Annotated in this window: 28 protein-coding genes; 8 read left to right on the plus strand and 20 right to left on the minus strand. The window is 71.6% G+C overall.

The features are described from left to right. Positions 1-308 precede the first annotated feature (308 nt). A complete protein-coding gene (locus BJ983_RS14725) occupies positions 309-605 on the plus strand; it encodes a hypothetical protein (protein WP_179794470.1) in 297 nt (98 codons plus the stop codon). Between the two features lie 133 nt (positions 606-738). Here BJ983_RS14725 and BJ983_RS14730 read toward each other — a convergent pair whose 3' ends face one another. From BJ983_RS14730 to BJ983_RS14750, 5 genes are all read right to left on the minus strand, one after another. Beyond that, positions 739-894 carry a hypothetical protein gene (locus BJ983_RS14730; RefSeq protein ID WP_179794471.1) on the minus strand — a complete coding sequence of 52 codons (156 nt, stop codon included), beginning with the start codon at positions 892-894 and terminating at the stop codon, positions 739-741. A 90-nt stretch (positions 895-984) separates the two neighbouring features. Beyond that, positions 985-1,275, minus strand: a complete 291-nt coding sequence (locus tag BJ983_RS14735) for a hypothetical protein (protein ID WP_179794472.1) — start codon at positions 1,273-1,275, stop codon at positions 985-987. Next, on the minus strand, positions 1,272-1,511 hold the full coding sequence (locus BJ983_RS14740) for a hypothetical protein (RefSeq protein WP_179794473.1): 240 nt from the start codon (positions 1,509-1,511) through the stop codon (positions 1,272-1,274). The genes BJ983_RS14735 and BJ983_RS14740 overlap by 4 nt, the downstream gene beginning before the upstream one ends. After that, positions 1,508-1,726 (minus strand): hypothetical protein, encoded by a 219-nt coding sequence (locus BJ983_RS14745; RefSeq protein ID WP_179794474.1) that lies wholly within the window; start codon positions 1,724-1,726, stop codon positions 1,508-1,510. Before BJ983_RS14745 ends, BJ983_RS14740 begins: the two co-directional genes overlap by 4 nt. Beyond that, positions 1,723-1,929, minus strand: a complete 207-nt coding sequence (locus tag BJ983_RS14750) for a hypothetical protein (protein WP_179794475.1) — start codon at positions 1,927-1,929, stop codon at positions 1,723-1,725. Before BJ983_RS14750 ends, BJ983_RS14745 begins: the two co-directional genes overlap by 4 nt. A gap of 140 nt (positions 1,930-2,069) precedes the next feature. On the opposite strand from BJ983_RS14750, the gene BJ983_RS14755 reads away from it, so the two are divergent. Further along, positions 2,070-2,663 (plus strand): hypothetical protein, encoded by a 594-nt coding sequence (locus BJ983_RS14755; RefSeq protein ID WP_179794476.1) that lies wholly within the window; start codon positions 2,070-2,072, stop codon positions 2,661-2,663. Positions 2,664-2,757: 94 nt separating this feature from the next. Continuing rightward, positions 2,758-2,949, plus strand: a complete 192-nt coding sequence (locus BJ983_RS14760; protein ID WP_179794477.1) for a MerR family transcriptional regulator — start codon at positions 2,758-2,760, stop codon at positions 2,947-2,949. Between the two features lie 7 nt (positions 2,950-2,956). On the opposite strand, the gene BJ983_RS14765 is transcribed toward BJ983_RS14760, so the two are convergent. From BJ983_RS14765 to nucS, 3 genes are all read right to left on the minus strand, one after another. Beyond that, a complete protein-coding gene (locus BJ983_RS14765; RefSeq protein WP_179794478.1) occupies positions 2,957-3,793 on the minus strand; it encodes a tyrosine-type recombinase/integrase in 837 nt (278 codons plus the stop codon). A 392-nt stretch (positions 3,794-4,185) separates the two neighbouring features. Next, positions 4,186-4,662 carry an HIT family protein gene (locus BJ983_RS14770; RefSeq protein WP_179794479.1) on the minus strand — a complete coding sequence of 159 codons (477 nt, stop codon included), beginning with the start codon at positions 4,660-4,662 and terminating at the stop codon, positions 4,186-4,188. An 82-nt stretch (positions 4,663-4,744) separates the two neighbouring features. Then, complete coding sequence (gene nucS, locus BJ983_RS14775; RefSeq protein ID WP_179794480.1) at positions 4,745-5,422, minus strand: endonuclease NucS; 678 nt, start codon at positions 5,420-5,422, stop codon at positions 4,745-4,747. Positions 5,423-5,466: 44 nt separating this feature from the next. Here nucS and BJ983_RS14780 point away from each other — a divergent pair, with 44 nt between their 5' ends. The 3 genes from BJ983_RS14780 to BJ983_RS14790 all read left to right on the plus strand — a co-directional run bounded on the left by BJ983_RS14780 (position 5,467) and on the right by BJ983_RS14790 (position 7,889). Beyond that, positions 5,467-5,994 (plus strand): NUDIX domain-containing protein, encoded by a 528-nt coding sequence (locus tag BJ983_RS14780; RefSeq protein ID WP_343054170.1) that lies wholly within the window; start codon positions 5,467-5,469, stop codon positions 5,992-5,994. 119 nt (positions 5,995-6,113) lie between these two features. Next, positions 6,114-7,001: a methyl-accepting chemotaxis protein gene (locus BJ983_RS14785; RefSeq protein WP_179794481.1), complete on the plus strand. Its 888-nt coding sequence runs from the start codon at positions 6,114-6,116 to the stop codon at positions 6,999-7,001. A 294-nt stretch (positions 7,002-7,295) separates the two neighbouring features. Continuing rightward, the gene (locus BJ983_RS14790; protein WP_179794482.1) at positions 7,296-7,889 is read left to right on the plus strand and encodes a hypothetical protein; all 594 of its coding nucleotides are present in this window, start codon (positions 7,296-7,298) and stop codon (positions 7,887-7,889) included. Here the strand turns inward: BJ983_RS14790 and BJ983_RS14795 are convergent. Beyond that, a complete protein-coding gene (locus BJ983_RS14795; RefSeq protein WP_179794483.1) occupies positions 7,886-9,955 on the minus strand; it encodes a protein meaA in 2,070 nt (689 codons plus the stop codon). The two genes, BJ983_RS14790 and BJ983_RS14795, sit on opposite strands and share 4 nt — an antisense overlap. A gap of 99 nt (positions 9,956-10,054) precedes the next feature. Here BJ983_RS14795 and BJ983_RS14800 point away from each other — a divergent pair, with 99 nt between their 5' ends. Further along, positions 10,055-10,348, plus strand: coding sequence for a hypothetical protein (locus BJ983_RS14800; protein WP_179794484.1), 294 nt, complete (start codon positions 10,055-10,057; stop codon positions 10,346-10,348). 43 nt (positions 10,349-10,391) lie between these two features. Here the strand turns inward: BJ983_RS14800 and murA are convergent, their stop codons facing one another. Continuing rightward, positions 10,392-11,666 (minus strand): UDP-N-acetylglucosamine 1-carboxyvinyltransferase, encoded by a 1,275-nt coding sequence (gene murA / locus BJ983_RS14805; RefSeq protein WP_179794485.1) that lies wholly within the window; start codon positions 11,664-11,666, stop codon positions 10,392-10,394. Positions 11,667-11,725: 59 nt separating this feature from the next. On the opposite strand from murA, the gene BJ983_RS14810 reads away from it, so the two are divergent. Beyond that, the gene (locus tag BJ983_RS14810; RefSeq protein ID WP_179794486.1) at positions 11,726-12,319 is read left to right on the plus strand and encodes a cob(I)yrinic acid a,c-diamide adenosyltransferase; all 594 of its coding nucleotides are present in this window, start codon (positions 11,726-11,728) and stop codon (positions 12,317-12,319) included. A gap of 85 nt (positions 12,320-12,404) precedes the next feature. Here the strand turns inward: BJ983_RS14810 and BJ983_RS14815 are convergent, their stop codons facing one another. Genes BJ983_RS14815 through BJ983_RS14860 form a run of 10 tightly spaced genes read right to left on the minus strand, consistent with a single transcriptional unit; the run spans position 12,405 to position 20,393 of the window. After that, positions 12,405-12,869 carry a DUF2550 domain-containing protein gene (locus BJ983_RS14815; RefSeq protein ID WP_179794487.1) on the minus strand — a complete coding sequence of 155 codons (465 nt, stop codon included), beginning with the start codon at positions 12,867-12,869 and terminating at the stop codon, positions 12,405-12,407. Between the two features lie 42 nt (positions 12,870-12,911). Beyond that, positions 12,912-13,316, minus strand: coding sequence for a F0F1 ATP synthase subunit epsilon (locus BJ983_RS14820; protein ID WP_179794488.1), 405 nt, complete (start codon positions 13,314-13,316; stop codon positions 12,912-12,914). Between the two features lie 2 nt (positions 13,317-13,318). Beyond that, positions 13,319-14,779: a F0F1 ATP synthase subunit beta gene (gene atpD, locus BJ983_RS14825; protein WP_425484762.1), complete on the minus strand. Its 1,461-nt coding sequence runs from the start codon at positions 14,777-14,779 to the stop codon at positions 13,319-13,321. A 19-nt stretch (positions 14,780-14,798) separates the two neighbouring features. Beyond that, on the minus strand, positions 14,799-15,845 hold the full coding sequence (locus tag BJ983_RS14830; protein ID WP_179794490.1) for a F0F1 ATP synthase subunit gamma: 1,047 nt from the start codon (positions 15,843-15,845) through the stop codon (positions 14,799-14,801). Between the two features lie 9 nt (positions 15,846-15,854). Then, complete coding sequence (atpA, locus tag BJ983_RS14835; protein ID WP_179794491.1) at positions 15,855-17,528, minus strand: F0F1 ATP synthase subunit alpha; 1,674 nt, start codon at positions 17,526-17,528, stop codon at positions 15,855-15,857. A 48-nt stretch (positions 17,529-17,576) separates the two neighbouring features. After that, positions 17,577-18,431 (minus strand): F0F1 ATP synthase subunit delta, encoded by an 855-nt coding sequence (locus BJ983_RS14840; RefSeq protein WP_179794492.1) that lies wholly within the window; start codon positions 18,429-18,431, stop codon positions 17,577-17,579. Then, the gene (gene atpF, locus BJ983_RS14845; protein ID WP_179794493.1) at positions 18,428-19,012 is read right to left on the minus strand and encodes a F0F1 ATP synthase subunit B; all 585 of its coding nucleotides are present in this window, start codon (positions 19,010-19,012) and stop codon (positions 18,428-18,430) included. The genes BJ983_RS14840 and atpF overlap by 4 nt, the downstream gene beginning before the upstream one ends. A gap of 50 nt (positions 19,013-19,062) precedes the next feature. Continuing rightward, positions 19,063-19,272 carry an ATP synthase F0 subunit C gene (gene atpE, locus BJ983_RS14850; RefSeq protein WP_018335035.1) on the minus strand — a complete coding sequence of 70 codons (210 nt, stop codon included), beginning with the start codon at positions 19,270-19,272 and terminating at the stop codon, positions 19,063-19,065. A 51-nt stretch (positions 19,273-19,323) separates the two neighbouring features. Further along, a complete protein-coding gene (gene atpB, locus BJ983_RS14855) occupies positions 19,324-20,145 on the minus strand; it encodes a F0F1 ATP synthase subunit A (RefSeq protein WP_179794494.1) in 822 nt (273 codons plus the stop codon). Further along, the gene (locus tag BJ983_RS14860) at positions 20,142-20,393 is read right to left on the minus strand and encodes an AtpZ/AtpI family protein (RefSeq protein ID WP_179794495.1); all 252 of its coding nucleotides are present in this window, start codon (positions 20,391-20,393) and stop codon (positions 20,142-20,144) included. The genes atpB and BJ983_RS14860 overlap by 4 nt, the downstream gene beginning before the upstream one ends. Positions 20,394-20,509 lie beyond the last annotated feature (116 nt).

The following is a 20,509-nucleotide window of genomic DNA, read 5'->3' on the forward strand; positions in this document are numbered from 1 at the left end:
CCCTCCTCTCCAACATCGTGTTCATGCCTGCCTCCTGGTGTGCGGGTCTGCACGTACTGAACCATACCCGCACCGAGTTCGCACCGGAACGGCACCATCCTGTACGGTGATCGAACCTACCTGGAAGGAGAGGGCTCGTGACCTGCCGAGGACCACCAGCTCCGGTCTCGACCCCGTCCGCGCTGCTACCGCGGGCACCTATCAATGCACGACCCCTACTTGAAGGAGCCAGCACTGATGTGGATCAGAGGCGCATCACGGCGACCCGGAAGGCCCGGGTCCCCACCTGCCCCAGGAGGTAGCACACCATGGGTGACATCACCCAGCCCCAGCCCGAAGCTGAGCACGAGCACCTGCGCGGTGTCGCGAAGCTGACGGTCAGCAAGACCCCCGACTCGGCGACCGTGTCGGCGATCCTCCCCGAGAAGCAGGCCTCGGACCTGCTGCCGATGTTCGCCATGTCGGCGATCACGGTGGCGCCGTGGACCACCTTCTGGCTCGCCGGCACGACGGACACCCCGTGGTGGGTGTCAGCTCCCGTCGGACTCGTCCAACTGGTCGCGGTGACCTTCGTCTACCTCCGCGCCCGGCCCTCGACACGCTGACGATCTCGACCTGGGGGCCCTGACCACGGCTGATGGCCAGGGCCCCCAGGTTGTCCCAACGACGCGAACGGCGTCGGGATGCAACAGGGAACCCGATCGATGGGCCGATGTCCACACCCTTGTGAGGACAGCCTTACTCGCGCTCCGGGTCCATGAGCCACCCGTTCGCCGCCATCCGCTCGAGCACCTCGTCGCCCGTCGGCGCATCCTCCCGGCCGCGGGCGGCGAGGTCCCGGAGCTCGGCACGGACCTGGTCCTCGACGTGCACCGGAAGGTGCAGGTCGGTCACGCCGACCATCCGCGCGCGACCCGGACCAGCGACCGGCCCCGCGCGGCCACCCACCACTCGTGCAGCGTGTCCAGCAGCATGGCGGGGACGCTACGCCGCCCGTCCCGACGACGGGGCCGCTTCGCCGGGGTCCGCCCGGAGTGCCACCTCGACGGCGCCACGGAGCTCCTCGAGGTCCCGCCCGTGCTGGCGGACACCGAGCGCGCCGGCCAGACCGCGTACGACTTCGCGCGGCAGGTCGTGCACCCGCAGCCGGGCGGGCTGCTCGACGGCGGCCGTCGCCTCAGCCAGACCGCCGCCGAAGCACCGGCCGCGGTGCTCGTCGAGGTCGGCCAGCTGCGCCTCGTGCAGCGCGACCAGGCGGTCGAGGTGCTCGCTCACCGGCCGCCGCCCGTCCGCCGCAGCGGGACGACGGGCGCCGTGGACCCGCCGTCCCCGTCGTCGAGGTCCGCGAGCTCCCGGTAGGCGATGGCCACCGCGCTCCACGGCGTCCGCGGACCCGCGTCGATCTCGACCGCGACGTCGAGCGCGATGACCAGCCGCTCCAGCGCCGAGCGCTGGTCGGGGCTGAGCCGGTCGGCCTGGACGGCGCGCACGAGCGCGAAGAGCCGGCTCACGGCGTACCGCCCATCGCCTCGTCGAGACGGGTCCACTCCTCGCGCAGCACGGACAGCGCCGCGTCCTGACCGGAGAAGTCGTCGGGCTCCTTCCCGACGAGGATGTCCACGGCGAGGAGCACGTCGGCGACGAGGACACGCTGGCGCGGCGTCAGCTCGCCGGACTGCAGCGCGGTCTGCGCCCGAACTCGGGCGTCGGTCGAAGCCTGGATCACGACGACGCCTCCGGCCCGAACACCCGGCCGGCCAGGACGGCCATCGCCTGGTGCCAGAGGGCGTGCTGCCCCTGGCCCTTCGTCGGGACCATCGCGCCGCACGTCGAGCAGCGGACGTGGCCGGCCAGCGCGACGATCGCGTCGGGCTCCTCGGTGAGCAGGTCGCGGGCCGCGCGCACGCGGGCCGGGCCGATAGGTTCCACAGCGGATCAGCTCCTCGTAGCTGGTCAAGTCCCCGGGCCGGCGGTGAGGTCGCCGCGTCCGGGGGCGCTTCGGGGTGTGTGCGTGGTCTGTCCGGGTGACTTCCGGTAGCGGACCGCGTGATCGGGTCGATGCTCCCGACATGAAGATCTCGGGGGGCGTGGCCGCGGTGTTGACCGCCGCCGCGATCGTGATGGCGGCGTCAGGGTGCTCGAGCGGCACCACCGACGGGCGGGCGCTGTGCTCGGCGCTCGACGGCGGGATGGTGCCGGGGGTCGCGCTCGGTGCGCTGCCTCAGGCGCAGACCGACCCGGTCGCCGCGATGAGCCGGGCGCGGGACCTGATCCGGTCCGAGTGCCCGCAGCACGAGCCGGCCGCGGTCGCCTACGACACTTACCTCGCGCCGCCGGCCCCGGTCGTCGCGCCGCCCGCGGCGCCCGCCGCCGTCGCGCCGACGACGACGACCAGGCCGACGAGCACCTCGAAGCCGCGGGCCACCACGACCGCCCCGGTCCGGCCGAAGACCCGCGACGCCGCCGACGCCGAGTCCGACCGGCTCAAGTCCTGCATGGTCAAGACCGGGCAGACCGAGGCGCAGTGCCGCGGCGGCCGCGGCGAGTCGAAGGCGGTCACGGACTCCCGCGCCGTCGGCGGAGGCCTGGCCGCGTGCATCGACCAGACCGGCATGACCGAGGCGCAGTGCCGGGCGGCGTCCGCCCGCGGCGAGGGCGGGTAGCTCCCGCTGTAGGACTGTGCGGGATCGCACGTGATCGCGCGGCATCACGCGGAACGACCGCGAACGCGCATGATCATGCCTACGGTCCGGCCACGTGCCCGACGAGCTGCTCCCGACCACCCAGGCCGCGAAGGTCGTCGGCGTGAACCGCCGCACGTTGCAGGACTGGGTGAAGGCGGGGCTCGTCACGCCGACCCAGCGGACCGCGGGCGGGCACGCGAGGTGGGACCCGGAGGACCTGCGCCGCCAGGTCGAGGAGGTCGCGGCGCGGCGCGACACCTGGTGACGGGCGCTCATGCCGCGTCCTGCAGGTCGACCCCCGGGGGGCGTGCGGGCGGCCGGGAGCGCGCCGACTTCCGCGCGGGCCGCGGCTTGAGCTCCTCGGCGAGCCGGTTGGTCCACTTCGAGCCGGCCTTCACGTCGACCGCGAGGTAGACCTGCGTGGTCGCCAGCGACTCGTGGCCGAGCAGCTCCTTGACGTACATGACGTCCTTGGACAGCTCGAACATCCTCGTCGCGTACCGGTGGCGCAGCTTGTGCAGGCTGGCGCCGGCGCCGCAGTCGCGCAGGTGCCGGCAGCACATCAGGGAGACGTCCTTCGGGGTGAGGGCGCGGCGGGCGTGCCGCCGCCAGATCGCCCCGGGGCCCTCGACGTGGGCGACGAGCAGCGATCGGACATCGGCCGGCAGCGGCACGGTCCGGACCTTGCCGCCCTTCCCGTCGACGGTGAGGACCTCGTCGCCGATGGCGTCGCGGGTGAGCCGCGCGATCTCGCCGGCGCGCAGCCCGAGGTAGGCGGCGAGCACGAGCCAGGTCCGCAGCGGCCGGTCTGCGGTGTCCGGTGCGCACGCGATCGCGATCCGCAGCCGGTCCTCCGGAATCGGCGCAGCCCGGCCCTTCGGGACGCGCGGGGTGACGAGCTCGATGCTCGGGTCGGTGTCGATGTGGCCCTCGCGGACGGCCCAGCGCAGGAACTGCTTGACGTGGCTGGTGTAGGCGCGCACCGAGGCGATGGCGAGGCGGGCGCGGAGCTCGTCCTGCCACAGCCACAGCTCCTCGTCGGTGGCGTCCGCGAGCCCGTTCGGCAGGTCGCGGTCGGCGCGGCGCAGGTTGACTTCCCGGCAGCGCACCGTCTCGGCGCGTGCGTCCGTTCGGCGCAGGTGCAGTAGGTGCTGTCGGATCAACCGTTCACTGCTGCTCACTGATCTCCCCCTCTTGCACGTCCTCCGAATGCCTGCGACACGGAGGGACGAACATCGTGCAATCGGACCACGCCTTGACGCACGGTGGTCACGCATGAACCATCCGTGAGCACCAGTGACACAGTTGTCATTCGGCTATGTGTCGTGTCGATCACGCAGAGATCCGTTCCCGGACGGCCGTCGTTGCGCTCGCAACCACCTCGGACGGTGAGCGTCGGAAAACGGCACGTAGCGGGACGACGTCTGCGTAACCGGTCGAGAACCGGTGGGTACACCCATCCGGCGAGTGCGTCACGGAGACGGGCGGGTCGAGGGAGCGCTCACGCACCGGGGAGGGCCGCCCGGAGCCGGGCCGCCGTGGCGTCCAGCGCGGACCGCTCGACCGGACGCGCGGCGTCGAGGCGCAGCACGCTGCCGGGCATCCGGGGCAGGACGTGCAGGTGGACGTGGAGGACCTCCTGGCCCGACGTCACCCCGTCGGCGAGGAAGAGGTTGACCCCCTCGGCGAGCCCGGCACCCCGGGCGGCCGCGGCGACCCGGCGCCCGAGCTCCCACATCGCCGCGCCCTCCTCGGGGGTGAGCCCCGCGAGGTCGACCACGTGCCGGCGCGGGACGACCAGCGTGTGGCCCTCGACCGCCGGGGCGAGGTCGAGGAACGCGACCGGCCCCTTCCCGTCGTCGAGAACCGTGCTGCTCTCCGCGCGCCCGGCGAGGATCGCGCAGAAGACGCACTCCCCGCCCACCTCGGGCGGCAGCACCTGCCGCCTCGGGGTGCGGCGGATGGGCGGGAGGCGCATCAGGTGGGCCTCGTCATGATCATCGAGCACCCTCGGTGGTCCGCGGCGGCCGCGTGCGGTCGGGAGTACTCGATGATCATGGTCAGAAGAGCCGGAACTCGTCGGACTCGATGCCGCGCAGGGCGTCGTAGTCGAGCGTCACGCAGCGGATGCCGCGGTCGGTGGCGAGCACGCGGGCCTGCGGCTTGATCTGCTGGGCCGCGAAGATGCCCTGCACCGGCGCGAGGAGCGGGTCGCGGTTCAGCAGCTCGAGGTAGCGGGTCAGCTGCTCGACGCCGTCGATCTCGCCGCGGCGCTTGATCTCGACCGCCACCGACCCGCCGTCGTGGTCGCGGCAGAGGAGGTCGACCGGGCCGATGGCCGTCGGGAACTCGCGGCGGACCAGCGTCCACCCGTCACCGAGGGTGTGGACGTGCTCGGCGAGGAGCTCCTGCAGGTGGGCCTCGACGCCGTCCTTGACCAGGCCGGGATCGACACCGAGCTCGTGCGAGGAGTCGTGCTGGATCTCCTCGAGGGTGATCGTCAGCGTCTCGTCGGCCTTGTTGCGCACGGTCCAGATCGCGGCGGCGTCGTCGGCGCCGGGCTCCTCGGTGAGCCAGCAGGGCGGGCTCATCCAGTTCAGCGGCTTGTAGGCGCGGTCGTCGGCGTGGACGCTCACCGACCCGTCCGCCTTGACCAGCAGGAGCCGCAACGCACTGGGCAGGTGGGCGGTGAGGCGACCCGCGTAGTCGACCGTGCAGCGGGCGATGACGAGACGCACGGCCCCGAGCGTTCCAGACCCGCCGTCGTGGATCATCGGGGGGCGTGGAGACCACCGGCTCGCGCGAGATCTACGCCAACCCCTGGATGACGATCCGGGAGGACACGTTCGTCCGTCCCGACGGCGGGGCGGGCATCTACGGCGTCGTCGACAAGCCGCACTACGCGCTGGTCATCGCCCTCGACGGGCAGCGGATGATGCTGGTCGAGCAGTTCCGGTACCCCCTCGGGATGCGGCGCTGGGAGTTCCCGCAGGGCACCGCGCCCGACCGGGCCGAGATGGAACCCGCCGAGCTCGCGGCGCGGGAGCTGCGCGAGGAGACGGGTCTGACCGCCCGGACCTGGCACCCGCTGGGCCTGCTCGACGTCGCGCCGGGGCTGTCCTCGCAGCGCGGACGGGTCTTCCTCGCGACCGACCTCGACGCGGGCGAGCCCGACCGGGAGGACACCGAGGCCGACATGCGCGCGGCCTGGGTGACCCGCGCCGAGTTCGAGGACCGGGTCCGGACCGGGGAGATCACGGACGCGCAGTCGATCGCCGCCTACGGGCTCCTGCTGTTGTCGGGCCGCTGAGCATCCTCCCCCTCATGGCAGGAAAGCGTCGTTGCTGTCGTCCAGCGGCAGGAAAGCCGCATCGTCGATGATCGGAATCGGTACCGCGGGTCCCTGATCGGACGGGGAACACTAGGGGCATGCCGCTCGTGCGTCTCGGTCCGCTGGCCGTGCCCACCCCGTCCGAGGCGCTCTCCTTCACCGCGGAGGTCGCCGCCGTGGGGGCGCGGTTGCCCGAGCAGGTCGGGGAGCTGCTCACCGAGGTGACCCGCCTCGTCGGGCGGCTGGACGGGATCGCCACGCGCGTCGACGGCCTCCTCGACCGCGCCGAGGGGATCGTCGGCGAGATCGAGGGCGTGATCGGCGAGGCGCGGACCATCACCTCCGGCGCGAACGAGGTCGTCGACTCCGCCCGGCAGATCACGACGGGTGCGAGCGAGGTGGTCGACTCGGCGCGATCCATCACCTCCGGCGCCGAGGAGGTCGTCGGCTCGGCCCGCGAGATCACCTCCGGCGCGAACGAGGTCGTCGACCAGGCCCGCACCATCACGACCGGCGCGAGCGAGGTGGTCGACTCCGCCCGCAGCATCACCTCCGGCGCCGAGGAGGTCGTCGGCTCGGCCCGCGAGATCACCTCCGGCGCCAACGACGTCGTCGACCAGGCCCGCACCATCACGACCGGCGCGAGCGAGGTGATGAGCTCGGCCGGGACCACCAGTCGCCACGCGCAGGAACTGCTCGACCTCTACCGCCCGATGCTGGAGAAGGCCGCGCCGTTGTCGCAGCGCTTCGTCGACGACCTGGCGCCCGAGGAGATCGACGCGGCGATCCAGCTGGTCGACGAGCTCCCCGCGCTCGCCCACCACATGTCCACCGACATCCTGCCGATCCTCGAGACGCTCGACCGCGTCGGGCCGGACCTCAACGAGCTGCTCGAGGTGACGAAGGACCTCCGCAACGCCATCGACGGCATCCCCGGGTTCTCCTTCCTCAAGCGGCGCGGGGAGAACAAGGACGACGACGAGTAGCCCCGGGCGCAGCGGCTGACCCGTCGTCGAGACGTCACTCGTCGGGCCGTCAGGCACCCCACTGGCCCGACACGTGACGTCTCGGCCCCCGACCGGCTGTCATCCCGATAGCGAGCGGACCCTCAGCGGGCTCCGGGCACTCCGTCCGTCCCGCTGAGGGTCCGCTCGCGCGGAAGATCCGCCGACGGAAGCTGCCCCGCGGAGTCGGCCGGCGGGAGGCCACAGGCCATGCCGTCGGGAACGAGTTCTGCGGAACGGCCACCACGACGACGGGTCGCCGGTCACGATCACGGCATGCGCCGCCTGCTGCTCGTGCTCGCCGTCGCCCTCGTCGCCGCCGGCTGTTCCGGGGCCGCCCCGGCGCCGCCTCCGTTCCCGGCCGCGACGGCCGACCCCACCGACACGCGGGTGCTCACCCCCGGCCGCGGGCTCTTCACCGTCGAGGTCCCCGCCCGGTTCGTCGACGTGCCCGCCACCGCGCCGGAGGCCGCCGCCGTCCCGGCGCTCGCCGAGGCGCTGCAGCGGGGCGTCGGCGTCCTCGCGATCGACCGCCGCGAGGGCTACTCCCCCACCGCCGGCGGCTACTGCACGCTCGTGCAGGCGCAGGACCTCACCCAGCTCGCCGCCGAGGCACGCGAGGCGCTCCAGGGCACCGGGACGCCGGTCGGCGACGTCCAGTTCGGGGTGCTGCCCGCGGGTGGGCCGGCGAGTCCCCGGGTCACCGGGACCTACCGGACCGTCTCGTCCGGGCGCACCCTCACCGTCCAGCAGGTGTCCGGGCTCGCCGGGCCGGGCCGCGCGTGCATCGTCACGGCCTCGACCGACGACCCGCTCCGCGACGCCGCCTTCCTGACGACGGCCCGGGACACCTTCCGCATGGCCGGCTAGGCCTGGGCCGCCTCCCGGTCCAACCCGTGCACCTCACGGATGACGTCCACGAACTCGCCCATGATCCCGGTCAGCGAGTACGTCTTCGGGGTCACCACGCGGTGCACCCCGAGGCGCTGCAGCTGCTCGGCGTCCTTCGGCGGGATGATGCCGCCGGCAACCACCGGGATGTCGGCCGCGTCCGCGCGGGCCAGCCCGTCGAGCACCGCCGGGATCACCTCGAGGTGGGAGCCGGAGAGGATCGACAGCCCGACCACGTGCACGTCCTCCTGCACCGCCGCCGCCACGATCTCGGCCGGGGTGAGGCGGATGCCCTGGTAGATCACCTCGAAGCCGGCGTCCCGCGCGCGCACCGCGATCTGCTCGGCGCCGTTCGAGTGCCCGTCCAGGCCGGGCTTGCCCACGAGCATCCGCAGCGCGGCCACGCCGAGGTCGGCCGCCGTCTGCCGGACGCGCTCGCGCACCTGCTCGAGCTCGGTCGGCTCCCCGTCGGCGGTCTCCGAACCCGGCGCGCTCGATCCCGACGACGAGGCCGCGGTCACCCCGGTCGGGGCGCGGTAGGAGCCGTAGACCGAGCGCAGCGCCCCGGCCCACTCCCCCGTCGTCACGCCGACCTTCGCGCAGGCGAGCGTGGCGTCCATGAGGTTGTCGGTGCCGCCCGCGGCCGTGGTGAGATCGGCCAGCGCGGCCTGCACCGCCTCCTCGTCCCGGTCGGCGCGCCAGGCGGCGACGGCCTCGCGGGCCTGTGCCTCGACCTCCTTGTCGACGACGAAGATCGCGTCGGCGCCCTCGGCCTGCAGCGGGCTGGGCTCGGTGGAGGTGAACTTGTTGACCCCGACGACGGTGTCCTCGCCCGACTCCAGGCGCATCCGACGGGCCGCGAGCGAGCTGACGAGCTGGGACTTCATGTAGCCGGAGTCGACGGCCGCGACGGCGCCGCCCATCTCGGCGACCTTGGCGATCTCGGCGCGCGCACCCTCGATGATCGACGCCGTCTTCGTCTCGATCACGTGGGAGCCGGCGAAGATGTCGTCGTAGTCGAGCAGGTCGGTCTCGTAGGCGAGCACCTGCTGCATGCGCAGCGCCCACTGCTGGTCCCACGGACGCGGCAGGCCGAGGGCCTCGTTCCACGCAGGGAGCTGCACGGCGCGGGCGCGGGCGTCCTTCGACAGCGTCACGGCGAGCATCTCGAGGACGATGCGCTGGACGTTGTTCTCCGGCTGGGCCTCGGTGAGCCCGAGCGAGTTGACCTGCACGCCGTAGCGGAAGCGGCGCATCTTCTCGTCGGTGACGCCGTAGCGCTCCCGGCACAGCTCGTCCCACAGCTGCGCGAACGCCCGGAGCTTGCAGATCTCCTCGATGACGTGGAGACCCGCGTTGACGAAGAACGAGATGCGGCCGACGACCTTGCCGAAGTCCGCCTCGGGCACCTGACCCGAGTCGCGCACCGCGTCGAGCACCGCGATCGCGGTGGAGATCGTGTAGGCGACCTCCTGCGTCGGCGTCGCCCCGGCCTCCTGCAGGTGGTAGCTGCAGATGTTGATCGGGTTCCACTTCGGGACGTTCGACACCGTCCACGCGATCATGTCGGTGATCAGCCGGACGCTCGGCGCGGGCGGGAACGCGTAGGTCCCGCGCGAGAGGTACTCCTTGACGATGTCGTTCTGGGTGGTGCCGGCGAGCTTCGCGCGCTCGGCCTCCGGGTCCCGACCGTCCGCGACCGCCTGCTCGTCGGCCACCGAGACGTAGAGCGCGAGCAGCCACATCGCCGTCGCGTTGATCGTCATCGAGGTGTTCGCCTCGTGCAGCGGGATGCGGTCGAACAGCGCCCGCATGTCCCCGATGTGCGACACGGGGACGCCGACCTTGCCGACCTCGCCGCGCGCGAGCTCGTCGTCGGGGTCGTACCCGGTCTGCGTCGGCAGGTCGAAGGCGACCGACAGCCCCGTCTGCCCCTTGGACAGGTTCCGGCGGTACAGCTCGTTCGAGGCCTTCGCGGACGAGTGCCCGGCGTAGGTCCGCATGACCCACGGGCGGTCACGCGAGTCGTCGGTCGGGTACGGCATCAGTGAACCTCCGAGCAGGGACCGGACCCACGGAGGTTACCGGCGGGTCGTGTCGACGCTGCACATGCTGCTTTTCACAGGATCGGTCACGATGGACGTGTGGTCGGTTCCATCGGCGAGATCCTGACGGCCTTCGCCGCCGTCATCCTGCTGGCGGGCTTCCTGCGCTACACCTTCGGCTCGGGACCGAAGGGCGCCCTGCCCAGCGAGGGTGGCGACGTCGGGCTGCTCGAGACGGTCGCCACCGTCCCGACCCGTGAGGCCGCCGAGGTGCTCGCCGCCCGCCTCGCCCGCGAGAAGGTCCGCGCGACGATCGCGCACGGCTCCCGGGGCTGGGACCTGCTGGTCTTCCCCGGCGACGCCGACGACGCCCGGGTGGTGCTGCGCATGTGAGCAGAAGAGGTCGTCATAGCGACTTTTTCTGCTCACCAGCGCGTCAGCGCACAGGCGGCGCGTTCACCCGCTCCACGTCGCCGCCGAGGGCCCGGAGGTTCTCGACGAACAGCGGATAGCCGCGGTCGATGTGCGAGACGTCCCAGACCTCGGTCTCGCCGTCGGCGAGCAGCCCCGCGAGGACGAGGCCCGCTCCCGCCCGGATGTCGGAGGCCCACACCGGGGCGCTGGAGAGCCGCGCCACGCCGCGGACCACCGCGTGGTGGCCGTCGGTCCGTGCGTCCGCGCCGAGCCGCACCATCTCCTCGACGAAGCGGAACCGCCCCTCGAAGATGTTCTCGGTGATCATCGAGGTGCCCTCGGACACCGCGGACAGGGCGATCGCCATCGGCTGCAGGTCGGTCGCGAACCCCGGATAGGGCAGCGTCACCCAGTCCACCGACCGGGGACGGCCGTGGCCCGTGATCCGGAAGCCCTCCGGCACGAGCTCCGTCGTGGCGCCCGCCTGGGACAGCTTGTCCAGCACGAGGTCGAGGTGGTGCGGGTCGACGCCGCGCACGGTCACGTCGCCGCCGGTCATCACGGCCGCGAACGCCCACGTCGCGCCGACGATGCGGTCGCCGATGACGCGGTGGGTGGTGGGGGTGAGCTCGGCGCCGCCCTGCACGGTCAGCGTCGAGGTCCCGCCGCCGGAGATCTTCGCGCCCATCTCCTGCAGCATCCGGACCAGGTCGACGATCTCCGGCTCGCGCGCGGCGTTGTCGATCACGGTGGTGCCCTCGGCGAAGACGGCCGCCATGAGGATGTTCTCGGTCGCCCCCACCGACGGGAAGTCGAGCCAGATCTGCGCCCCGCGCAGCCCCTCGCCGCCGGACTCCGCGATCACGCAGCCGTGCGAGATCTCCGACCGGGCGCCGAGCAGCCGCAGGCCCGCCTGGTGCATGTCCAGCGGCCGGGAGCCGATCGCGTCGCCCCCGGGGAGCGGGACCACGGCGCGGCGGCAGCGGGCCACGAGCGGGCCCAGCACGCACACCGAGGCCCGCAGGCGGGACACCGACCGGTAGTCGGCCTCGGAGGTGAGCTCGGCGGGCACGTCGATCACCACGACGTCCCCGTCGACCGCGACCTCGCAGCCGAGGCTGCGCAGCACGTCGCCCATCAGCGGGACGTCGAGGATCTGCGGACAGTTCGTGATCGTCGTCCGGCCCTCGGCGAGCAACGCCGCGGCCATCAGCTTGAGCACGCTGTTCTTGGCGCCGACGACGTCCACCGTTCCCGAGAGGGAGTCGGCCGGTCGCACGACGAAGTGCTCGTTCACGTCCGGCGACGCTACCGGCCGCCCCGATCCGCAGCCGATACGCCCCTAGACTGCCGGGCATGGCCGTCCACCTGACCCGCATCTACACCCGGACCGGCGACGACGGGACGACCGGCCTGTCGGACTTCTCCCGCGTCCCCAAGACGCACCCCCGCCTGGGCGCGTACGCCGATTCCGAGGAGACCAACGCCGCCATCGGCGTGGCGCTCGCCGTCGGGAACCTGCCCGAGCGGCTCGTCGGGCCGCTGCGGCAGATCCAGAACGACCTGTTCGACGTCGGGGCCGACCTCGCCACCCCCGTCGTCGAGAACCCGGAGTACCCGCCGCTGCGCGTCACCGAGGCGCAGGTGGAGCGCCTCGAGGGCTGGTGCGACGAGTTCAACGAGGAGCTGGGGAAGCTCGACTCGTTCATCCTGCCGGGCGGCACGCCGGGGGCGGCGTACCTGCACGTCGCGCGGGTGGTGTGCCGGCGCGCCGAGCGCAGCACCTGGGCGGTGCTCGAGGCCGACCCGGACCGCACCGGCCCCCTGCCGGCCCGCTACCTCAACCGGCTCTCCGACCTGCTGTTCATCCTCGGCCGCGTGGCCAACCCCGACGGCGACGTCCTGTGGGTGCCGGGCGGGCCGGAGGCCCAGCAGGACGCCGCCGACTAGACCGGACGGCGGCACCCCCGGAACGAGCGAACGGCACCCTCGCAGCGTCAATGTGCGCGAGAGTGCCGTTCGTTCGAGAAGGGGGTTACGACGCCTGGCGGTACCCGGTCGACCGTCCGGGTGGCGTCGACTCCAGCCAGGACGAGAACCCGGTGACGACGTCGGCGCCCATCGCGAGTTCGAAGGTGCCGTCCCCGGTGCGGCACCGCAGCACCGTCGACCCGGGGGCGTGCAGTTCGGTCGGACGTGGCTCGCGCCGGTCCACGATCTCGACGTCGAACCGGTCGAGCACCACGTTCGGACCGGACCGGAGCCCGCTCACGCGGTACCAGCGGAACTGGTCCCCGCGGTAGCGGGCGATCCCGGAGTGCCAGCCGCGCTGGTCGTCGGCCGCGGACACCGCGTCGGACGCCGGGGCGCGACGCAGGGCCACGTCGACCCCGCCGCGGCGCAGCGACTGCAGGCGACGGAGCACCACGACCGCGAGCAGGAGCAGGACCGCCGCGACGACGACGAGCGCGATCTCGACCGTGATGCCCGTGGTCGTCATGCGGCGTCGTCCTGCGTGCGGTCCTGCACCCCTCGTGCGCTCCTACTGCTCGACCGACTCGCCCGCGGCCTGGAGGCGGGCACGGGCCCGGTCGCGCGCGACGCGCCACTCCTGGTCGTCGGACTCACCGATGTAGTGCTCCGCCTCGCGGAGATCGTCCTTGGCCTGGGCCACGTCGATCTCGGAGGCCAGTTCCGCGAGCTCCGCGAGGACGGTGACCGACTCCGCGGTCACCGACAGGAAGCCGCCGAAGGCGGCCACGTGGAAGGACTCGCCGTCGGTCGGGTCCACCCGGACCACGCCCGCCTCGCGCAGCTGCGCGATGAGCGGCTCGTGCCCGGGGAGGATCCCGATCGACCCCTCGACCGTGCGGGCGGAGACGAAGCTGGCCTCACCGGACCAGATCTTCTTCTCCACGCCGACGACGTCGACCTGCATCTCGGCCACGACTACTCCGAGTACTTCTTGATGTTCGCCTCGACGTCGTCGAGGCCACCGCACATCTGGAAGGCCTGCTCCGGGGCGTTGTCGTACTCGCCCTTCGCGATCTTGTCGAAGGCCTCGACGGTGTCCTTGACGTCCACGTTCGAGCCGGGCTCGCCGGTGAACTGCTCCGCGGCGTACATGTTCTGACCGAGGAAGCGCTCGATGCGACGGGCGCGACCGACGGTGAGCCGGTCCTCCTCGGAGAGCTCGTCGATGCCGAGGATGGCGATGATGTCCTGGAGGTCGTTGTACCGCTGCAGGATGCGGATGACCTCGCGGGCCACGCGGTAGTGCTCCTCGCCGATGTACTGCGCGTCGAGGATGGTCGACGTCGACGTCAGCGGGTCCACCGCGGGGAAGATGCCCTTGGCGAACACGCCACGGGAGAGCTCCGTGGTGGCGTCGAGGTGGGCGAACGTGGTGGCCGGCGCCGGGTCGGTGTAGTCGTCGGCGGGCACGTAGATCGCCTGCATCGAGGTGATCGAGCGGCCGCGGGTCGAGGTGATCCGCTCCTGCAGCTCGCCCATCTCGTCGGCCAGGGTCGGCTGGTAGCCCACCGCCGAGGGCATGCGGCCCAGCAGCGTCGAGACCTCCTGGCCGGCCTGCGTGAACCGGAAGATGTTGTCGATGAACAGCAGGACGTCCTGCTCCTGCACGTCGCGGAAGTACTCCGCCATCGTCAGGGCCGACAGGGCGACGCGCATGCGCGTGCCCGGCGGCTCGTCCATCTGCCCGAAGACGAGCGCGGTGTCCTTGAGGACGTCGGCCTCGTCGAGCTCGACCCAGAGGTCGTTGCCCTCACGGGTCCGCTCGCCCACGCCGGCGAACACCGAGGTGCCACCGAAGTTCCGGGCGATGCGCTGGATCATCTCCTGGATGAGCACCGTCTTGCCGACGCCGGCGCCGCCGAACAGGCCGATCTTGCCGCCCTCGACGTAGGGGGTCAGCAGGTCGACGACCTTCAGACCCGTCCAGAGCACCGAGGTGCGACCCTCGAGCTGCTCGAAGGGAGGCGGCGGCCGGTGGATGCCCCAGTGCTCGGCGTCCTCGCCGTACCCGGGCTGGTCCATGCAGTCGCCGAGGGCGTTGAACAGATGACCCTTGACGGCGTCACCGACCGGCACCGAGATCGGCTTGCCGGTGTCCTGCACCTCGGAGCCGCGCACGACGCCGTCGGTGGGCTGCATGGAGATCGTGCGCACCTGGTTGTCACCCAGGTGCTGGGCGACCTCCAGGGTGAGGGTCTTCTGCTCGCCGTTCAGTTCGAGCGGGAGCTTGAGGGCGTTGAACAGCTCCGGGACCTCGCCGCGCGGGAACTCCACGTCGACGACGGGGCCGAGGATGCGGGTGATCCGGCCGGTGGCCCCGGACTGCTGCTCGTCACTGCCGGACTCGGCCGTGGCGGTGGACTGGGTCATGGTCACTCCCGTGGAATCTGCTCGCTCATTGGGCGAGCGCGTCGGAGCCACCGACGATCTCGCTGATTTCCTGCGTGATCTGCGCCTGCCGGGCCTGGTTCGACTCGCGGACCAGGTTGTCGACCAGATCGTTGGCGTTGTCGGTCGCGGCCTTCATGGCCCGCTGGCGTGCCGCCGACTCCGAGGCCGCCGCGTCGAGCATCGCGGCGAACACGCGGGCCCGCACGTACTTGGGCAGGAGGCTGTCGAACAGCACCTCGGGCTCGGGCTCGAACGCGTACTCGGCGTCGCGCCCGGACCCGTCGGAGTCGTCCGAGCCGCCGGAGCCGCCCGACGACGAGGAGTCGTCGGACCCGGAGGTCTCCGACTCGTCGTCCTCGGACTCCAGGTCCAGCGGAGCGACCTGCAGGGCCACCGCGGTCTGGGTCAGCATCGAGCGGAACTGGGTGAAGACGACGTGGATCTCGTCGACCCCCGGCTTGCCCTCGGCGTCCTGCGGCGCCCGGAACATGACCTTGCGGTCGGCCCCCGAGTCCGCGTGCTCGTCCTCGTCCCAGTCGACCGACACCTCGTTCTCCCCGCCGGCGAGGAACGCCGCGGTGAGGTGGTCGGCGGCGTGGGCCGCGTTGGAGTAGTCCGGGACCTCGGAGAAGCCGGTGAACTGCCCCGACATCTCGCGGTTGCGGAACCGGAAGTACGCCGTGCCCTTGCCGCCGATGACGTAGAGCGTCGACTCCTTGCCCTCGTCGTCGAGCCGTCGGATCAGCCGCTCGGTCTCGCGCAGGACGTTCGCGTTGTAGCCGCCGCACAGGCCACGGTCACTGGTGACCACGACGATGGCGGCACGCTTCGGCTCCTCGCGGGGCGTCAGCAGCGGGTGGTCGCTCGCGCCGGCCTTCGCCGCCGTCCGCAGGACGTGCGTGAACTCCTCGGAGTAGGGCCGCGCCGCCTCGACGCGGGCCTGCGCCTTGGAGATCCGCGACGCCGCGACCATCTCCATCGCCTTGGTGATCTGGGCGATGTTCTTGGTCGACTTGATGCGTCGTCTCAGGACGCGGAGGTTGGCTGCCATGCGGTCGTCCTACTTCTCCGAGTCGGACGAGCCGTCGGACGAGTCGCTCGAGTCGTCGGAGTCGGACGAGTCGTCCGAGGACTCCTCGGCCTTCTGACCCGCGGGCTCGTCCGAGCCGCCGTCGTCGGTCGGGCTCTCGCCGTCCTTGGTCTCGAACTGGTCCTTGAACTCGGAGACGGACTTGTTCAGCCGCTCCTCGTTCTCGTCCGAGAGCTGGCCGGTGTCGCGGATCTCCGCGAGCACGCCGCCGTCGCGCTTGACGAACTCGAGGAACTCGGACTCGAAGCGGGCCACGTCCTCGACCGGCACCGAATCGAGGTGACCACGGGTGCCGAGGAAGATGCCGACGACCTCCTCCTCGACCGGGTACGGCTCGCCCTGGCCCTGCTTGAGCAGCTCCATGAGGCGGGCACCGCGGTCGAGCTGGGCCTGCGAGGTGGCGTCGAGGTCCGAGCCGAACGCCGCGAACGACTCGAGCTCGCGGTACTGGGCGAGCTCGACGCGCAGGCGGCCGGCGACGGAGCGCATGGCCTTGATCTGCGCCGAACCACCGACGCGCGACACCGAGTTGCCGACGTTCAGCGCGGGCCGCTGGCCCTGGTTGAACAGGTCGGACTCGAGGAAGCACTGGCCGTCGGTGATCGAGATGACGTTCGTGGGGATGTAGGCCGCGATGTCGTTGCCCTTGGTCTCCACGATCGGCAGCCCGGTCAGCGAACCGCCGCCGAGGTCGTCGTTGAGCTTCGCGCAGCGCTCGAGCAGCCGCGAGTGCAGGTAGAACACGTCGCCCGGGTAGGCCTCGCGGCCCGGCGGGCGGCGCAGCAGCAGCGAGATCGCGCGGTAGGCCTCGGCCTGCTTCGACAGGTCGTCGAAGACGATCAGGCAGTGCTTGCCCTGGTACATCCAGTGCTGGGCGATGGCCGAGCCGGCGTACGGGGCGATGTACTTGAAGCCCGCGGGGTCGGAGGCCGGGGCGGCGACGATCGTCGTGTACTCGAGGGCGCCGGCCTCCTCGAGGGCCTGCCGCACACCCGCGATCGTGGTGCCCTTCTGACCGATCGCGACGTAGACGCAGCGGACCTGCTGCTCCGGGTCGCCGGTCTCCCAGGCCTCACGCTGGTTGATGATCGTGTCCGTGCAGACCGCGGTCTTGCCGGTCTTGCGGTCGCCGATGATCAGCTGGCGCTGGCCGCGGCCGATCGGCGTCATGGCGTCGATCGCCTTGATGCCGGTCTGCAGCGGCTGCTTGACCTCCTTGCGCTGCACGACCGTGGCGGCCTGCAGCTCCATCACGCGCTCCTCCTCGGCCTCGATGTCGCCGAGGCCGTCGAGCGCCTGGCCGAGCGGGTTCACCACACGGCCGAGGAAGGCGTCACCGACCGGCACCGAGAGGACGCGGCCGGTCCGCGTGACCTGCTGCCCCTCCTCGATCGTCTCGTACTCGCCCAGGATCACGACGCCGATCTCGCGCTCCTCGAGGTTCTGGGCCAGGCCCAGCACTCCCCCGGGGAACTCGAGCAGCTCGTTGGTCATCGTCGAGGGCAGGCCCTCGACGTACGCGATGCCGTCACCCGTCGAGGTGACGATGCCGACCTCCTGCCGGGAGGCGTCCGCGGAGTAGGAGGACACGTAGTCCTCGATCGCACTGCGGACCTCGTCGGAGGAGATGGTCAACTCGGCCATGGTTCCCGCTCTCGCTTGATGTCCTAGAAGTAAGTGGTTCGGTTCCGGCTACCCGAGCCGGCGGTCCAGGTCGTCGAGGTGTCCCGCCGCGCTGCCGTCGATGACCTCGTCACCGACCTGGATCACCAGGCCGCCGAGGAGGTGCGGGTCGACCTCGAGGTGCACGGTGATCTCGCGCCCGTAGATGCGCGCGAGGACCCCGGCGAGGCGCTCCTGCTGCTCGGCGGACAGCTCGACCGCGGACCGCACCGTGGCGACGGACCGCTGGCGCCGGTCGGCGGCCAGCTCGGCCAACCGCTCCAGCCCCGTGGAGACGTGGTGGGTGAGGGGGTGGGCGACGAGCTGCGCGGCGAGGCGGCGCGTGATCGGCTCCGCCTTGTTCTCCAGCAGGTCGTCGAGCACCTTCTGCTTGCCCTCGGCGTCGGCGGTCGGGCTGCCGAGCAGCCGCTCGAGGTCCGGCTGGCCGCCGATGATGCGACCGAGGCGGAAGAGCTCGTCCTCGACCGCGTCCAGGCGCCCGTCGGCCTCGGCGGCCGCGAGCAGGGCCTCCCGGCCGACGACCCGGAGGGCCTGCACCAGGTCCGCGGGCTTCGACCAGGACGCCTTCGCGGCGGCCTTGAGCACGTCCGCGACGGGGCGACCGACCTGGTTGTCGAACACCCGCCCCACGAGGCCCTCGCGGGCCTGCGGCTCGGTGGAGGCGTCGGCCAGCGTGCGACGCAGTACGGCCTCGCGGTCGAGCAGGTCGGCCACGGCGTCGAGCTGGTCACCGGTGGTCACCAGGTCGCCGGAGGAGGCGTCCCGGCTGACCTCGTCGAGGCGCCGACGGACACCCTGCAGCGACTCCCGGCTGGTGGCACGGAAGTCGGCCACGAGGCCGGCCGTCCCGGTCGCCGCGGTCATGCGCCCACTCCGTTCCCCGTGGTCGAGGCCGATCCGTTGGACCGGCCCGACATGGACTCCAGGTTGTCGAGGAAGGAGTCGACGGACCGGGACTTCGCGGTGTCGTCGGAGAGCGACGCCGCCACGATGCGCCGGGCGAGCTCCACGGAGCCCGATCCGACCTCGGTCCGCAGCTCGGAGACCGTGCGCGCCCGGGAGGCGTCCACGCTCTGCCGACCCTGGGCCCTGATGCGTTCGGCCTCGTCGGACGCGTTGTCCGCGAGGTCGGACTTGATGCGCTCGGCGTCGGCCCGGGCGTCGTCCCGAATCCGCGCGGCCTCGTTGTCGACCTCGGCCAGCCGGGCGCGCGAGCGCTCCAGCTGGGCCTGGGCGTCGTCGTACTCAGACTGCGCCCGCTCCATCCCGTCGCGCAACCGGGTCACGTCCTGGTCGTGCGACCGGACGAGCGTCGGCCACAGGTACTTGCCGACGATGAAGACGAGCACGGCGAACGCGATGAAGCCGACGACGATCTCGGCCAGGTGCGGCAGCGCGGCGCCCGGTTCCCCGGACTCCTGCGCCACCACCTCGATGACGTTCATGTGCTTCCTCCGCCTGTCAGGGAGTCAGCCCGCGGTGCGCGGGGGTCGGCTCACTGGAGGGCGAAGGCGAGGACCAGGCCCAGGATGGCGAGGGCCTCGGAGAGGGCGAAGCCGATGAAGGCGATCGACTGCAGCTGGCCACGGGCCTCGGGCTGGCGGGCGACACCGTTGATGAAGGCGGCGAAGACGATGCCGACGCCGATACCCGGGCCGATGGCCGAGAGACCGTAACCGACGACGTTGAGGTTTCCGGAGAGCATTCCAGCGTCCTTTCGCGGGGTGGAAGGAGGTCGGTGGTGTGACCGGGCGAGCTAGTGCTCGTCGGCCAGGGAGGCGCCGATGTAGGACGCCGTGAGGATCGTGAAGATGTACGCCTGCACGAGCTGGATGAACGCCTCGAACCCGGTGAAGATCAACGCCATGGCGAACGAGCCCACGGAGAGCACGTTCAGCAGCACCGAATCGGCGATGAGCAGCATGTACTCGGCACCGAAGACGAACAGCAGCAGCACGAGATGGCCCGCGAACATGTTCCCGAACAACCGGAACGCGAGCGTCACCGGCCGCAGGAGGATGTTCGAGAGGAATTCGATCGGGGTGAGGATGATGCGGACCCAGCCCGGCACGCCGGGGGGCCAGGTCATGAGGCGGATGTAGCCGCCGAATCCCTGCTTGCGGATGCCGACGATGTTGTAGATCAGCCACGTCAGGATCGCGAGCGCGTAGGCCATGCCCGGGTGGGAGAACGTGGGGAACTGGATCAACGGGATGATCCCGAAGAGGTTGTTCACCAACAGGAACGCGAAGAGCGCCACCAGGTAGGGCACGTACTTGCGGAACTCGGGCCCGATGTTGTCGCGGGCGATCGAGTCGCGCACCAACACGTGGAACTTCTCGGCGAGCCACTGCGTCCGTCCCGGCAACAACTGCGCGGAACGGGTGGCGATCGTGAAGAAGGCCAGGATCAGGACGACGCTGAAGATCAGCTGGATGACGGGCTTGTCGACGTACTCGAGGACCGGCACCCCCTCGAACATCGGGGGGATGTTGAAGTCCTCGCCGCTCGGGGCCTTGAAGCCGGGGGCCGGCGGCTCAGGGGCCTGCGACAGCCACGTCGGCAACGACGAGATCACCCGGGCTCCTTCCGGTCCTGCTGCCCGGTCGTTTCACCGGAACGCGGGGAGGATTGGGCCGGACGGGTGTCCGGCGGGAGGTAAAGGTAGCGGATGTAGATCAGCGCGAAGGACGCAGCCCCGCCGAGCAACAGCCCGACGAGGAGCACCCAGCGTGTACCCAACAGCAGGTCGATCCCCCACCCGATACCGCCGAGGAGGAGGAAACCGGCCAGGAGGTGCGACAGGACGGTCCATCCCTCGGCCACCGGTGGGTGTGCGGGGGCACCCCGAGGGGTGCGACCCGCATCACCGCGGAGGCTGTCCTGCGCCATCGCGCGCACCATATCAGGGCGATCACGACGATCCACTACGGACTGTCGGA

Origin of the sequence: Actinomycetospora corticicola, assembly GCF_013409505.1 — a bacterium.
Lineage (GTDB): Bacteria > Actinomycetota > Actinomycetes > Mycobacteriales > Pseudonocardiaceae > Actinomycetospora > Actinomycetospora corticicola.

What these genes read in the sequence shown, in the direction of transcription:
- BJ983_RS14785 (WP_179794481.1), top strand. Translation starts at nt 6,114, where the DNA reads ATGCCGCTCGTGCGTCTCGGTCCGCTGGCCGTGCCCACCCCGTCCGAG.
- BJ983_RS14830 (WP_179794490.1), bottom strand. Translation starts at nt 15,845, where the DNA reads ATGGCAGCCAACCTCCGCGTCCTGAGACGACGCATCAAGTCGACCAAG.
- BJ983_RS14770 (WP_179794479.1), bottom strand. Translation starts at nt 4,662, where the DNA reads ATGCGCCTCCCGCCCATCCGCCGCACCCCGAGGCGGCAGGTGCTGCCG.
- atpF (WP_179794493.1), bottom strand. Translation starts at nt 19,012, where the DNA reads ATGAACGTCATCGAGGTGGTGGCGCAGGAGTCCGGGGAACCGGGCGCC.
- BJ983_RS14810 (WP_179794486.1), top strand. Translation starts at nt 11,726, where the DNA reads ATGGCCGTCCACCTGACCCGCATCTACACCCGGACCGGCGACGACGGG.
- atpA (WP_179794491.1), bottom strand. Translation starts at nt 17,528, where the DNA reads ATGGCCGAGTTGACCATCTCCTCCGACGAGGTCCGCAGTGCGATCGAG.
- BJ983_RS14725 (WP_179794470.1), top strand. Translation starts at nt 309, where the DNA reads ATGGGTGACATCACCCAGCCCCAGCCCGAAGCTGAGCACGAGCACCTG.
- BJ983_RS14795 (WP_179794483.1), bottom strand. Translation starts at nt 9,955, where the DNA reads ATGCCGTACCCGACCGACGACTCGCGTGACCGCCCGTGGGTCATGCGG.
- BJ983_RS14755 (WP_179794476.1), top strand. Translation starts at nt 2,070, where the DNA reads ATGAAGATCTCGGGGGGCGTGGCCGCGGTGTTGACCGCCGCCGCGATC.
- BJ983_RS14840 (WP_179794492.1), bottom strand. Translation starts at nt 18,431, where the DNA reads ATGACCGCGGCGACCGGGACGGCCGGCCTCGTGGCCGACTTCCGTGCC.
- atpE (WP_018335035.1), bottom strand. Translation starts at nt 19,272, where the DNA reads ATGCTCTCCGGAAACCTCAACGTCGTCGGTTACGGTCTCTCGGCCATC.
- BJ983_RS14790 (WP_179794482.1), top strand. Translation starts at nt 7,296, where the DNA reads ATGCGCCGCCTGCTGCTCGTGCTCGCCGTCGCCCTCGTCGCCGCCGGC.
- BJ983_RS14815 (WP_179794487.1), bottom strand. Translation starts at nt 12,869, where the DNA reads ATGACGACCACGGGCATCACGGTCGAGATCGCGCTCGTCGTCGTCGCG.